The 13,655-nt window shown below is 69.4% G+C and carries 13 protein-coding genes; 9 read left to right on the forward strand and 4 right to left on the reverse strand.

All coding sequences use genetic code 11. The annotated features are described in order from the left end of the window. Window positions 1-72 precede the first annotated feature (72 nt). From HUA78_RS01460 to HUA78_RS01470, 3 genes are read left to right on the forward strand one after another with little or no spacing between them, the layout of a single operon-like run. Window positions 73-390 (forward strand): RNA polymerase subunit sigma, encoded by a 318-nt coding sequence (locus HUA78_RS01460; protein ID WP_174467605.1) that lies wholly within the window; start codon window positions 73-75, stop codon window positions 388-390. Further along, the gene (locus HUA78_RS01465) at window positions 387-701 is read left to right on the forward strand and encodes a DUF1844 domain-containing protein (protein WP_174453479.1); all 315 of its coding nucleotides are present in this window, start codon (window positions 387-389) and stop codon (window positions 699-701) included. Before HUA78_RS01460 ends, HUA78_RS01465 begins: the two co-directional genes overlap by 4 nt. Beyond that, window positions 701-1,348, forward strand: coding sequence for a hypothetical protein (locus HUA78_RS01470; protein ID WP_174467604.1), 648 nt, complete (start codon window positions 701-703; stop codon window positions 1,346-1,348). Before HUA78_RS01465 ends, HUA78_RS01470 begins: the two co-directional genes overlap by 1 nt. A 15-nt stretch (window positions 1,349-1,363) precedes the next feature. Here the strand turns inward: HUA78_RS01470 and HUA78_RS01475 are convergent, their stop codons facing one another. Further along, window positions 1,364-1,894: a hypothetical protein gene (locus tag HUA78_RS01475; RefSeq protein WP_141648525.1), complete on the reverse strand. Its 531-nt coding sequence runs from the start codon at window positions 1,892-1,894 to the stop codon at window positions 1,364-1,366. Window positions 1,895-2,132: 238 nt separating this feature from the next. On the opposite strand from HUA78_RS01475, the gene clpB reads away from it, so the two are divergent. After that, window positions 2,133-4,757, forward strand: a complete 2,625-nt coding sequence (gene clpB / locus HUA78_RS01480) for an ATP-dependent chaperone ClpB (RefSeq protein ID WP_141648526.1) — start codon at window positions 2,133-2,135, stop codon at window positions 4,755-4,757. A gap of 67 nt (window positions 4,758-4,824) precedes the next feature. Here clpB and HUA78_RS01485 read toward each other — a convergent pair whose 3' ends face one another. After that, the gene (locus HUA78_RS01485; protein WP_174475500.1) at window positions 4,825-6,228 is read right to left on the reverse strand and encodes a DUF4157 domain-containing protein; all 1,404 of its coding nucleotides are present in this window, start codon (window positions 6,226-6,228) and stop codon (window positions 4,825-4,827) included. Window positions 6,229-6,385: 157 nt separating this feature from the next. Beyond that, window positions 6,386-6,976: a hypothetical protein gene (locus tag HUA78_RS01490; protein ID WP_174475501.1), complete on the reverse strand. Its 591-nt coding sequence runs from the start codon at window positions 6,974-6,976 to the stop codon at window positions 6,386-6,388. A 159-nt stretch (window positions 6,977-7,135) separates the two neighbouring features. Here HUA78_RS01490 and HUA78_RS01495 point away from each other — a divergent pair, with 159 nt between their 5' ends. From HUA78_RS01495 to HUA78_RS01515, 5 genes are all read left to right on the forward strand, one after another. Continuing rightward, complete coding sequence (locus HUA78_RS01495) at window positions 7,136-7,819, forward strand: spermidine synthase (protein WP_141643536.1); 684 nt, start codon at window positions 7,136-7,138, stop codon at window positions 7,817-7,819. A gap of 55 nt (window positions 7,820-7,874) precedes the next feature. Then, window positions 7,875-8,447: a TetR/AcrR family transcriptional regulator gene (locus tag HUA78_RS01500; protein ID WP_174475502.1), complete on the forward strand. Its 573-nt coding sequence runs from the start codon at window positions 7,875-7,877 to the stop codon at window positions 8,445-8,447. 82 nt (window positions 8,448-8,529) lie between these two features. Next, window positions 8,530-9,618, forward strand: coding sequence for an SDR family oxidoreductase (locus HUA78_RS01505; RefSeq protein ID WP_174475503.1), 1,089 nt, complete (start codon window positions 8,530-8,532; stop codon window positions 9,616-9,618). Window positions 9,619-9,712: 94 nt separating this feature from the next. Beyond that, the gene (locus tag HUA78_RS01510; protein ID WP_371745469.1) at window positions 9,713-11,029 is read left to right on the forward strand and encodes an amidohydrolase; all 1,317 of its coding nucleotides are present in this window, start codon (window positions 9,713-9,715) and stop codon (window positions 11,027-11,029) included. Between the two features lie 22 nt (window positions 11,030-11,051). Next, window positions 11,052-12,794, forward strand: a complete 1,743-nt coding sequence (locus tag HUA78_RS01515; protein WP_174475505.1) for a DUF885 domain-containing protein — start codon at window positions 11,052-11,054, stop codon at window positions 12,792-12,794. Between the two features lie 103 nt (window positions 12,795-12,897). Here HUA78_RS01515 and HUA78_RS01520 read toward each other — a convergent pair whose 3' ends face one another. Beyond that, window positions 12,898-13,617, reverse strand: coding sequence for a hypothetical protein (locus HUA78_RS01520; RefSeq protein ID WP_371745470.1), 720 nt, complete (start codon window positions 13,615-13,617; stop codon window positions 12,898-12,900). Window positions 13,618-13,655 lie beyond the last annotated feature (38 nt).

Genomic DNA, 13,655 nt, shown 5'->3' on the forward strand with positions numbered 1-13,655 from the left:
GCGGCGTTGACAGTCGGCCCCTCTGCTATAAGGTAGCGCGCTATTTTCCAAGCAATTCCGAGGATTTGAAACATGGCGGACACGGTGGACCCCAAGTATCTCGATAAGCGCACCGCGGAGCGGTACCTGCGCTCGGGCCAGTTGGACGAGAAAGCGCACGAGCGCCACCTCAAGGGCCTGCCGGATGTGGCGGACAAGGCCACGCCGGTGGAGACCTTCATGGATGACGACGTCGACGACGACTACGACGACGAAGAGGATGACCTCGACGAAGAGGACGAGGCGGACGACGAGGATGAGTCCTCCGACGTGGCCGATGAGACGGCCTCTTCCTCCGATGAAGCCGAGGGCAAGGATGAGCCCGAGGGCGAGGAGCCTGGCACCCCATGAGCCCCGTGGACGAGAAGCGCGGCGAGACCTTCGTGATGCGGGGGGAAGCGCGCTCCGCGTCCGAGGAGGCCATCTCCTTCAGCACGTTCATCGTGGGGTTGGGCACCGCGGTGCTCATCCACCTCGGTGACGCGCCGAACCCGGAGACGGGCCAGACGTCGAAGGACTTGCCGTTGGCCCGGCAGAACCTGGACCTGTTGTCGATGTTGCGGCAGAAAACGCGGGGCAACCTGACGCCGGACGAGGAGAAGCTCTTCGACGGATTGCTCGCGGATCTGCGCCTGCGCTTCGTGGAGGCAAGCAAGCGGTGATGGCGTCGGCTCCCCGCTCGGGCAGGCTTCCCGGGCGCATTCGTTTCGCGGCCCTCGCGTGTGTCGTGCTCGCCATCTTCACGGGCTGGGGCGCGCTGAACGAGGCCATGGAGATGGCCCACTTCTACGAGGTCCGCTCCCGGCACATGGAGGCCAGCCCTCCGTTCCTCCTGGGCAGCGACCCCGCCGTCCTCCAGAAGCTGCTGGAGGTGCAGTACCAGTCCCTGGAGCCCATGCGAGAGCCGCGCGCCGTGTTGATGGGCGTGCTCGCCGTGGCGTGCGCCTTCGTCTTCGTCTCCGCGTCCAACATTCTGCGCTCGGGCGGACTGCCTCGGGACGCCTTGCGCAAGATGCTCGGCCGCGCCGCGCTCACGGTGGCGGTGCTGCGCACCATCGACGGCGCCCAGTGGGCCGTGGTGTCCCGCCGCGTGGGCGTCACGCTCGCCCAGACACTCACCCAGCGCCCCGAGTACCAGGACCCCACGACAGCCGAGGTCGTCACCAGCGTGGCCCCCTGGATGGCCCTGGGACTGACGGTGCTGGGGACGGCCGTCATCGCGGGCACCTTCGCCCTGCTCGGCCAGTACTTCCGCAGTGACACCGTGCGAGACGCGCTCGTCGCCCAGGACAGCCCGGCGGACGGCTAGCAGCCTCCCGGAACGTCAGTGGGCGTGGGGTGCCACGCCGCCCGGCAACAGGGCCTCCAGCGCGGACTCCACGTCCGCCGAGGAGTCCTCCTCCAGCGACAGCACCCTCCCCAGCCCCGCCCGAGGCAGCCTCAGCAGCTCCTTGCGCGACAGCCCGAAGACGTGCGCCAGGTGCCCCATGGGCCAGCGCGACTGCATGTGCGTGAAGGCCGCTTCGTCCAGGTCCTCGGGACGGCCCTCGGGCAGCTCCACGTTGTCGTAGACCACCCGCTCACCGCCCACGCGCCGACCGTTGCCGTAGGCGAGGACTTCCTCACCCTCGTCCGGGTCATAGACGTAGGCATGCACCGTGGCGTTGGCCGCCCGGGACAGCAGCCGGGGCAGCGCATGGTGCGCGGCATACCAGTGCGCGCCCGGCCGGCCCTGCGTGAAGGGGCCCACGTAGGCCAGCCGCACCACCTTGCGGCGCCGATTGACCGACACCTGCAGGCCCGTGGCGCCCGATGCGCCGTCCAGCCGCAGCGCTTCACGGGCCTGCCGGAGCAAATCCAGCCCGCCGAAGCTTTCGAGTCGAATGAGATAGCCGCCGTGCGCTTCCAGAGTCAGCCCCCCGAGGGTGGGCGCCGCCTATAACCGAGCCTTGCCCCTGATGGCAACTCAAGCACCTCGAAATTCCAGCCGCTACCAGGAGTCCAAAGTATTCCGCTTCTGGCGCAGTTGTGACACCGCGCGTTAACTTCCTGAGCTCGATTGCCAAGGTCGAGCCGACTCTTACGTTGAGTGTATGCGACTCGATAAGTTCACGGTGAAGGCGCAGGAAGCCATCCAGGAAGGCCAGACGCTGGCCCGCCGCGCCGACAATCCCCAGTACGAGCCTGAGCACCTGGCCGCGGCGCTGTTGGGACAGAAGGACGGAATCGTCGACCCCCTGCTGCGCAAGCTTGGCGCCGACGTGAAGCTGTTCTCGTCCCGTCTGGGTGAAGCCCTGGGCAAGCTGCCCAAGATGCAGGGCGGCGAGAGCGCCATGCTGGGCCAGCGCCTGCTCAAGACGTTCGACAAGGCGGAGGACGAGGCCAAGGCGCTCAAGGACGAGTTCATCTCGTCCGAGCATCTGCTGCTCGCGTTGACCCAGGACAAGGGCACGACGGGCGAGGTCATGAAGGCGTCCGGCATCACCCGCGAGCGGGTGGTCGCCGCCCTCAAGGAGGTCCGCGGCTCCGGGCGCGTGACGAGCCAGGACGCGGAGTCCACCTATCAGGCGCTGGAGAAGTACGGGCGGGACCTCACGGAGGCGGCGCGCGCGGGGAAGCTGGACCCCGTCATCGGTCGCGACGAGGAGATTCGCCGCTGCATCCAGGTGCTCAGCCGGCGCACGAAGAACAACCCGGTGCTCATCGGCGAGCCGGGCGTGGGCAAGACGGCCATCGCCGAGGGGCTGGCGCGGCGCATCGTCGACGGCGACGTGCCGGAGGGCCTGAAGAACAAGCAGCTCATCACGCTGGACATGGGCGCCCTGGTGGCCGGCGCCAAGTTCCGCGGTGAGTTCGAGGAGCGGCTCAAGGCGGTGCTCAAGGAGGTCGCCGACGCGTCCGGTCAGGTCATCCTCTTCATCGACGAAATCCACACGATTGTGGGCGCGGGCAAGGCCGAGGGGGCCATGGACGCGGGCAACATGCTCAAGCCGGCGCTGGCGCGCGGCGAGCTGCACTGCATTGGCGCGACGACGCTGGACGAGTACCGCAAGCACATTGAAAAGGACGCGGCCCTGGAGCGCCGGTTCCAGCCCGTCTTCGTGGGCGAGCCCAGCGTGCACGACACCATCAGCATCCTTCGCGGGCTGAAGGAGCGCTACGAGGTGCACCACGGCGTGCGCATCCAGGACACCGCGCTGGTGGCCGCCGCCACGCTCAGCCACCGCTACATCGCGGACCGCTTCCTGCCGGACAAGGCCATCGACCTCATCGACGAGGCCGCCAGCCGCCTGCGCATCGAAATCGACTCGATGCCCACCGAGCTGGACGACATGCGCCGGAAGATGACGCAGCTCCAGATTGAGAAGGAGGGCCTGCGCAAGGAGACGGACCCGCACTCGCAAGAGCGCCTGGCGGCCATCGAGAAGGAGCTGGCCAACCTGCGCGAGCGCTTCGACGCGCTCAAGGTCCACTGGGACGCGGAGAAGACGGCCATCGGCGCCATCCGGACGCTGAAGGAGAAGCTGGAGAAGGTGAAGAACGACCAGGTCGCCGCCGAGCGCCAGGGCGACCTCAACCGCGCCGCGGAGCTGAAGTTCGGCGTCCTGCCTTCCTTGGAGAAGGAGGTCCAGACGCAGAACAGCAAGCTCCTGGAGCTGCAGAAGAAACAGAAGTTCCTCAAGGAGGAGGTGGACTCCGAGGACATCGCCGCCGTGGTGGCCAAGTGGACGGGCATCCCCGTCTCGCGGCTGATGGAGGGCGAGGTCCACAAGCTGGTCCACATGGAGGACCGGCTGGCCCAGCGGGTGATTGGTCAGCGAAGCCCGATTGAGGCGGTGTCCAACGCCGTGCGCCGCGCGCGCAGCGGATTGCAGGACCCGAACCGGCCCATCGGCTCGTTCATCTTCCTGGGCCCCACGGGCGTGGGAAAGACGGAGACGGCGAAGGCGCTGGCGGAGTTCCTCTTCGATGACGACACGGCCATGGTCCGCATCGACATGTCCGAGTTCATGGAGAAGCACGCCGTGGCCCGACTGGTGGGCGCGCCTCCGGGCTACGTCGGCTACGAGGAGGGCGGCCAGCTCACGGAGGCGGTGCGCCGCCGTCCCTACACGGTGGTGCTCTTCGACGAAATCGAGAAGGCGCACCCGGACGTCTTCAACATCCTGCTCCAGATTCTGGACGAGGGCCGGCTGACGGACAGCCAGGGCCGCACCGTGGACTTCAAGAACACGGTGCTCATCATGACGTCCAACCTGGGCTCCGCCGATATCCAGGCGGGCATGGCGGGCAAGGAGGAACTGGACGACAAGACGCGCGAGGACGTCATGGACGCGCTGCGCGGCCACTTCCGCCCGGAGTTCCTCAACCGCGTGGACGAAATCGTCATCTTCGAGCCGCTGCGCAAGAAGGACATCTACCGCATCGTCGACATCCAGCTCGCGAAGCTGGACAAGCTGCTCGCCGACAAGCGGCTGTCGCTGGAGCTGACCGACGCGGCCCGCGAGATGCTGGCGGAACGCGGGTACGACCCGACGTACGGCGCGCGGCCCCTGAAGCGCGCGGTGCAGAAGAACCTGTTGGATCCGCTGGCGCTCAAGGTGCTCAGCGGCGAGTTCCTCCCGGGTGACACCATCCAGGCGGACGCGGGCCCCACCGGGCTCACCTTCGCCAAGGTGCTGGTGGACAATTCGAAGAAAGTGAAGCGCGCGGAGTAGCGCGGACCGAGCCGGCCCCCTGCCCCGTCATCCTGGACGGGCGGGGGCGCCCCACGGCCCTCCTGCCTCAGTCGGATTCCGAGCCGGACGCGTCCGTGATTTCGGCATCCGAGTCGTCGGGGTCGCCACGCCCCCAATGTGCCTCCATGTTGGCCACCATCGACGGGATGTCCGGGTAGAGCCTCGCGAAGGCCCGGGGATAGGCCAGCCGAATGGAGCGGGCATGCTGCTCGAAGATGAGCGCCCGGAGCTCATCCAGGTCCTGGGTCGTGTCGTCCGGACTCAAGCCGAAGGCCCGGTACTCCGCGGTGGCGCTGTTCCCGTCTTCGTCCGTCTGGACGTCCGTCACGGTGTCGAAGTCGAAGAGTCCGAGCAGGGCGCCCCGCAGCTCGGCGTTGGTGACGCCTCCACCACCGACCTGGTTGCCCGCCCGGGCCATCGCGGCGTCGCCCGCCACCGCCCCCGCGCCACCTCCGAAGTTCGCCTGGGACAGCGGCAGCTTGCTGCGCACGACAATCCACTGCTGGGCGTAGGCCTGTATCGCGAAGGCCTGCGCGGGTGTGCCCGCGGCCGCGGCGTTGGCCGCCGCGCGTCGGGCCGCCAGCTCGTCAATCTCCGCCTCGGCCTCTTCCTGCTTGCCAGCCTCCAGGCTGTCGACCAGGTCCCATCCCGGCAGATTCCGCAGGTGGCCATCCAGGGTGTTCATGTTGTTGAGGGCCTGGGCGAAGTTCCGGTTGAGCAACGCCCGGTCGAGCGTGTCCAGGTACGTCTGCCAGGGCGTGGTGTGGTGACGCTCCTGGGGCCACAGGGAGCCCGCGCGTCCGCCCACGTTCACGTTGTTGATGTTCCCCGCCCCGTTGATCCCCAATTGAACCGCCACGCGCTGGATGGGCTCGAGCGACGTGTCGCCCGAGACGGGAGCGACCTTGCGCTGAAAGGGCTCGGAGTCGAGGGTGGGCCCGGTCAGCTTCAGGCCCGAGGCGCGCGAACCCATCAGGTCGGCCTCGGACTCCAGGCCCGGCGCATCGTTGAGGGACTCGCCCTGTAGCTGCGTCGTGGGACGCACGCGCCCCTGCTTCTGCTGCACGACGTGCCAGGCCTCGTGGGCCAGGTGCTTCTCCTGCCCCGGCGCGACGTGGATGTCCGAGCCCTGCGTGTACGCCAGGGCCTGGAGCTGCGCGGGCGCGGACGAGTTGTAGTGGACGCGCACGTCGTCCATCGCCATGCCGGAGAGCGCCTCCACTCCGGACTTCAAGCCGTCGGGCAGTCCGGTGTCGTTGCTCGGAGCGGCACGGCGCTGGAGCGTCTGGGCCTGCTTCGCCTGGGCGACCACCCGAGGCGATGCGTCAAAGGTCTGCTGGAGCTGGCCCAGCGCGCGCGTCCGGGAGTTTCCTCCCTCGGTGGCTCCGGAGGAGGAGGCGGCGTGTGACTCGTCCCGCGTGGACAGCGACTCCTGCACGAACACGCCCATGCGATGTCTCTCCTGGAGACACGCAATGTAGCGTGCACGCTTCAGGGGCTGACAGGATGCCCCGGGTGTCGCGCGCGTCAGCCGGCGTCACACCGGGGGACGTCTCCTCCCCGCATGGGACGTGGAGGGTGGAGTCCCCACGTCCCGGCGCGTCCACTCAGGACGGAGAGGGCGGCGCCTGCGACGCATCCGCGCCGTCCGCGCGAATCTTGCGCGAGTTGTCCAGCAGCTCCTTCCAGGAGGCCTCGTACTCCCCGCGCAGCGTGGACCACTCACCGCCCTTGGCCGACATCAGGCGACGCAGGGCATCTCCCGTGCTCTTGAAGGAGCCGCGCAGGAACTGGAGCTCCTGCTTCGTGAGCAGCGAGTCCTCCGCCCGCGACTGGGCGATGCTCGCCTCCCAACCGTCGAACTGGGCGCCAAGTTCACGCAGCTCGGCTTCGCGCTTGCGCTCGTACGTCGCGCGCCTCACGCCCGCCTTCTCCTCCGCGTCGACGAGAGACTTGTTCGTGTCATCACAGGCCCGGAGCAGCTCCTTCTTGCCCCGCTCGAAGTCCTCCGTGCCGCGCTGGCGCCACTCCTCCAGCTTGCCGCGGAAGGCCTCGCGCCGCTGCTTCACGCCATGCAGCTCCTTCACCTCCTCGTCCGCCTTGCGGATGTCGGACTGCGCCTCGACTTCGGCGATTCGCGCATCGATTCGCTTCTTCTCGGCGTCCATCTTCTGCAGGTAAGCCTCGCGCTCGTTCATGGTCTGGGTTCCTCCTGGGCCGCGCCGCTCGGTGGCGGCGGCTCGCGAGGGTATGGATGCGGATGACCCCTGGCGTCGGGCACAGGCGACGGCACGAGGGCACGAGGTGTCGTGCGGAGTGCTTGACCCCGGGCCGGCTCCGGGCGAAGAGCCGTGCCCATGAAGCCCTGGGAGACACTCGAGAGCGCGAACCTTCCGGACGTGGGGGAGCTGACCCTGGTCCGCAGAGGGGACGAGTACGTCCTGCGCGTGCGCGGACAGACGCTGATGTCCAGCCGGATGCACGGCTCGGAGGAAGCGCTCGCGAAGGCAGGCTGCGCTGGCGTGGTGACCTCCGGAACCGGGCGGGTGCTCGTCGGGGGGCTTGGCTTCGGCTACACCGCGCGCGCCGTGCTGGACACCGTGGGCCCGGGCGTCCGCGTCTCCGTGGTGGAGCTGCTGCCCACCGTCGTCGCCTGGAACCGGGGACCCCACCTCGCGCCCCTCGCCGGCGCCCCCCTCGAGGACAAGCGCGTCACCGTCATCGAGGGAGATGTCGGCGACGTGATGGCCCACCACTCCGCCACCTTCGACGCCATCCTCCTCGACGTGGACAACGGGCCCAGCGCCCTCACCCACCCGGACAACCAAGGCCTCTACGGCCTGCCTGGGCTCTCCAACGCCGCCAGGGCGCTGCGCTCCGGAGGCACGCTCGCCGTCTGGAGCGCGGGCCCCGCCCCCGCCTTCGAGCGCCGCATGGAGAAGTGCGGCTTCACCGTCGAGGTCCTCCACCCCCACGCCCACGGCACCAAGGGCCCTCGCCACGTCCTCTTCATCGGCAAGCTGGGCAGGAGCCGCCGCTGAAGTCCGGCCCCAGAAGGGCTCGACAGAATATGATGACCGGTATATTCATCTCCTCGTGAGCAAAGGAGAAGACACACGCCGGCGGATGATCGCCGCGGCGGCGGAGATGCTGGAGCGCTCGGGCTATGCGGGCGCGGGCATTCAGGAGCTGCTGGAGGCCGGCAAGGCGCCTCGGGGCTCGCTCTACTTCCACTTCCCTGGCGGCAAGGAGCAGCTCGCGGTGGAGGCGCTCCAGGTCTCCGCCTCGGAAGTCACCCGGCTGCTCGACGCGCACCTCGCCACGGAGCGGGGACTCGTCTCCGGGCTGCGTCGCGCGCTGGCGACGCTGGCGGACCGGGCGGAGGCGTCCGGCTTCGAGAAGGGGTGCCCTGTCTCGGCCGTGGTCCTCTCGTCGGGCGCCACCCCTGAACCCGTGCGCGCGGCGGCAGCCGAGGCCCTGCGCGCCTGGCAACAGCTCCTCACCGAGCGACTCCGCGCGGAGGGCCTCACGCCCACCGAGTCGCGGCGACGCGCGGCCCTGCTGCTCTCCTCCATCGAAGGCGCCCTGCTGCTGATGCGCGCCCACCGAAGCCGAGCTCCCGTCGAGGAACTCTCGAAGGAACTGGAGCGCCTGCTCTCACTGGACTGACAGCGGCCCCGAGCCGACGCGGATGGGCCGCGTGGGCTCGACTCCAGAATATGTAGACTGGTCTAGATATACGGAGGTCATCATGAAGGCGACATCACCGGATGCGCTCGTCATCGGCTCCACGGGATTGATAGGGCGTTGGCTCGTGCCGGAGCTCACGCGGCGGGGCCAGCGGGTGGCCCTGCTGTCACGCAACGCGCGGGCTCGGGCCCAGGAGTACCGGGACTGGGTGGCCGGGCTGGGAGGCGCACCCGAGCAGCTCGTGTTCCTGGAGGGCGACCTGGATGCGCCACGACTGGGACTGAGCGCCGAGGATGAGGCTGTGCTTCAGGGCGCGCGCGACGTGTTCCATCTGGGCGCTCGCTTCGCCTGGAACCTGTCCGCCGATGCGGCTCGGCGCACCAACGTCGAGGGCACCCGCGCCGTGGTGGAGCTGGCCTCCCGACTGCCCGCGCTGCGACGACTCGTCCTCGTGGGCGGATATCGCATCGGTCCTCGACTCGATGCCTCGGGCGAAGTCGTCCCCGCGCCCACGTTGGGCTTCACGGGCTCGGGCGCCTATGAGGCCTCGAAGGCGCTCGCGCATCGGGTGGCACTGGAGACCGCCGCGCGACTCGGTGTTCCCGTCACCACCGTGCATCCGTCCACTGTCATCGGCGACAGTCGCACCGGAGCGACGGTGCAGAGCCTGGGCCTCGGAGACACCTTGCAGCGCGTCCACGCGGGGACGATGCCCGTGCTGCTGGGCACGCCGGAGACCTTCGTTCCCGTGGTGGCCGTGGACACCCTGGCGCGCTTCCTCGCCGGCGTGGCGGAGCTGCCGGAGACGCAGGGCCAGGAGTACACGCTGCTGGACCCGAGCACTCCTCCACTCCACCAGCTCGTGCGCTGGGCGGCGGAGCGCTCCGGTCGACGAGCACCGCGCTTCGCACTGCCCGTCTCGTGGGTGCGTTGGTTGCCGGAGCGCCTGCTCGGCGCGGCCACGGAGTCGCTCGACTTCCTCGACACGGCCCGCTACCCGGTGGAACCGGCGCTCGCGCTGGCCCGGCGCATGGGCGTGGAGCTTCCTCCGGTCGCCACGGTGCTCGACCGCTGGTTCGACTTCCTGCGCGCCACGGACTTCGCCCCCGATGTCGCGCGGGCCCGCACCGCATCGGTGCGTCCAGCCTGACCCCCAGCCAGGAGCGCCGCGCGCGCTCCTCCCACCGAAAGCCTCGTCCTGTGGTGTAGTGGCGCGGCTCTCGACACGGACCGGAGACCTCCTGGTGAACCGCCCTTCCCTGCTGGCCTTGCTCGTCGTCCTCCTGACCGCGCCCGTGGGGCGTGCACTCGCGGCGCAGCCCTCCACCGTGCTGGGGGGCCTGGATGGCCTCTATCCGGAGCTGGACATCTTCTACCGGGACCTGCACCAGAACCCGGAGCTGTCGTTCCAGGAGGAGAAGACCGCCGCGAAGCTCGCCGAGCGCCTGCGCAAGCTGGGCTTCGACGTCACCACCGGCGTCGGCGGCACGGGTGTCGTCGCGCTGCTGCGCAACGGGCCGGGCCCCACCGTCATGCTGCGCACGGACCTGGACGGGCTGCCCATGGAGGAGAAGACGGGCCTGCCCTACGCGAGCAAGGTGACGGTGAAGAACGGCGAGGGCCAGACGGTGTCGGTGATGCACGCGTGCGGACATGACGTGCACATGACGGTGTGGCTGGGCACCGCCACGCTGCTGTCCAAGAAGAAGGACCAGTGGCGCGGCACGCTGATGCTGGTGGGCCAGCCCGCGGAGGAGATTGGCGCGGGCGCGCGGAAGATGCTGGCCGACGGCCTCTTCAAACGCTTCCCCAAGCCCGACTTCGCGGTGGCCCTCCACAACACCACCGCCGCTCCCGCGGGACGAGTGGAGTACGTGTCCGGCTACGCGATGGCGCATGTGGACTCGGTGGACATCACCCTCTACGGCAAGGGCGGCCACGGCGCGTATCCGCACACCACGGTGGACCCCATCGTCATGGCGGCGCGCACCGTGCTCGCGCTCCAGTCAGTGGTCAGCCGGGAGAAGCATCCCCTGGAGCCCGGCGTCATCACCGTGGGCTCCATCCAGGGCGGCACCAAGCACAACATCATCCCCGACGAGGTGCGCCTCCAGCTCACCGTGCGCTCGTACAAGCCGGAGGTGCGCAAGGCGCTGCTCGACGGAATCGACCGCGTCGCGAAGGCGGAGGCCCTCGCCTCCGGCGCCCCCCGTCCTCCCAAGGTCGAAGTCACGGAGGGCACGCCCGCCACGTACAACGACCCGGCGCTCACCCGCCGACTCACCGACGCCGTGGTGCGCGTGCTGGGCGAGAAGAACGTGGGCGAGGCCCAGCCCGTCATGGGCGGCGAGGACTTCTCCGAGTACGGCCGCGCGGGAGTCCCCGCGGTCATGCTCTGGCTCGGCGCCGTCGAGCCCCAGCGCTTCACCCAGTCCCGCTCAGGGGGCGAGCCACTCCCCTCTCTCCACTCTTCCGGCTTCATCCCGGACCGCGAGCGCACGCTGCGCACGGGTGTCACCGCACTGACAACGTCGGCGCTGGAGCTGTTGGGCAAGCCCTGAATCGCCTTGTTAGAACGGCGGAATGCTCAAAGCCGTTCCCGCTCGCGCGTTGCTTCTCACCGCCTGCTGGCTCTTCTGCGCCTGCGCGCGGCAGGTGCCCTCCACCACCCCTGAGTCACCCTCGGGGAGTGCCCATCCGCCCGAGAGCTTCGCGAGGCTGGTGGACACCATCTTCGAGGCCTCGTTCGACTTCTCTCCGTCGAACGGCACGGCGGTGGGGCTGCACGCCTATGACAGCAAGCTGGAGGACCTGAGCCGGCCTCGCGTCGAGGCCCGCATCCGCGAGCTGGAAACGCTCCTCGCCCGACTGCGCGCCGTGGACCGGGCCTCGCTCTCCTTCGACGACACCATTGACGCGGAGGCCCTGGAGAGCCAGCTGCTCGCGGAGCACTTCGAGCTGAGCGTCGTGCGCGGCTGGGAGCACAACCCCATGCTGTACGCGGGGCTGCCCGGTGGCGCCATCGACGGGCTGATGAAGCGCGACTTCGCGCCGAAGGCCGAGCGGCTGCGCTCGGTCATCGCGCGCCTGAAGGCCGTGCCCGCCGTCTTCGCCGCCGGCAAGGCCAACGTCCAGACGCCGCCGCGCGAGTTCACCGACCTGGCCCTCCGCATGGCGAAGGGCTCCGTGGGCTTCTTCGAGGGCTCGGTGGCGACGTGGGCCAGGGACGCCGCGGGCAACGACGCCGTGCTCCAGTCCTCGTTCCTCGCGGCCAACCGCGCCGCCGTGGCCGCGGTGAAGGACTACGCGCGCTGGCTGGAGACGGACCTGCTGCCACGCTCCACCGGCAAGTACGCGCTGGGCGAGGAGCGCTTCCTGACCAAGCTGCGCTACGAGGAGATGATTGACCTGCCCCTGCCCGAGCTGCTCGCGCGCGGAGAGGCCAATCTGGAGAAGGACTACCGCGACTTCGTGGCCACCGCGAAGCGCATCGACGCGCGCCTCACGCCGGCCCAGGTGATGGCCCGAATGGAAGAGGACCACCCCACGGCCCAGGACCTCATCCCGTCGGTGCGCCGCTCGGTGGAAGGCGTGCGCGAGTTCCTCGTCGCCAAGGACCTGGTCACCATCCCCTCCGAGGTGCGCCCCCGCGTGGAGGAGACGCCGCCCTACGCACGCTCGGGCTCGTTCGCCTCCATGGACACGCCCGGGCCCTACGAGACGAAGGCCACCGAGGCGTTCTACTACGTCACGCCCGTGGAGCCTGACTGGGACGCGAAGCACCAGGAGGAACACCTGAGCCTCTACAACGCGCCCGTCGTGTCGGTCATCAACATCCACGAGGTGTGGCCCGGCCACTACCTCCAGTTCCTCTACGCGCCCCGCTTCCCCACGAAGGTCCGCAAGCTGGTCGCCGTGGGCAGCAACGCGGAGGGCTGGGCGCACTACGCCGAGCAGATGATGCTGGACCAGGGCTTCGGAAACGGAGACCCGAAGCCGCGTCTGGCGCAGCTGTCCGAGGCCCTGCTGCGCGACTGCCGCTACGTGGCCGGCATCAAGCTGCACACCGCCGGGTGGACCGTGGAGGACGCCGCGCGCCTGTTCCGCGAGAAGTGCTTCCAGCAGCCGGCCAATGCCTACGAAGAGGCCCGGCGCGGCGCCTACAACCCGACGTACCTCTACTACACGTTCGGCAAGCTGGAGGTGCAGCGACTGGCCCAGGACTACCAGGCCGCGAAGGGTCCGGGCCTCAAGCAGTTCCATGACGCCTTCGTCGCCCAGGGCAGCCTCCCCTTGCCGCTGGTGCGGCGGCTGCTCCTGCGCTGAAGACCGCGTGCCGCGACGAGGGCCTCGGGCCGGAAGACGCTCGCCGCGACGCGCGGGAGCGCGAGCGTCCCCCAAGACGCCCGCGCTCCTCACGCCCCTCGGGCTAGGTGCAGATGCCCGGACGGACGCTGACGCAGCCCGCGGCTCCGCAGCGGGTGAAGAGCGTGCAGCGCCGGGCCTCGAAGTCGCCGAAGGCCCTCACGGAGGTGGAGCGGCGCCCGTCCGATTCCGTCTCCACGCACATGTCGAAGTCGGCGATGGGCGTGTTCGGAACCTCGAAGAACGCCTCGCCCGAATTGAGCATGCCGCTGGTGGTCGCGCACGTCATCGCGTTCGCGGCCGTCGTCGCGCGGACCTCCACGACGCGCACCGCGCACAGGTTCATGTCCTGGATGCCCACGGTGAAAATCGAGCCCCCCGGGTCACACGCCCCGCCCGTCACGGACTGGCAAGCGCCGCCCACGCAGTTGCCTCCCGCGTTGCACACCTGCGCGCCTGACGAGTTGCAGCACGCCTCCCCCAGGTCACCGCAGTTGCGGCACACCTCGCCGGCCGACTCCATCACGCACATCAGGGAGCCGCCGCAGACCCCGGAGGCGCCGCTGACGCAGCACTCCTGGCCCTCGGCGCCACACGGGACGCACGCCCCGCTGTTGCACACCAGCCCCGCGTTGCAGCTCGCGGAATCGGTGCGGCACGCGCAGCCCTCGGTTCCCGCCTGGCTGGGGTCGCAGCTCGGGGTGCTCCCCTGGCAGCTTCCACAGCCCGCCATGACGACCATGCACAGCATCAACAGCCCCCGCAGGGGTGAATTCAGGTTCACGATGGGATTCCTCATTCGCAGAGTCGATGGGAGAACGG

The organism is Myxococcus sp. CA033 (assembly GCF_013336625.1).
In the GTDB taxonomy this organism is placed as follows: Bacteria; Myxococcota; Myxococcia; order Myxococcales; family Myxococcaceae; genus Myxococcus; species Myxococcus llanfairpwllgwyngyllgogerychwyrndrobwllllantysiliogogogochensis.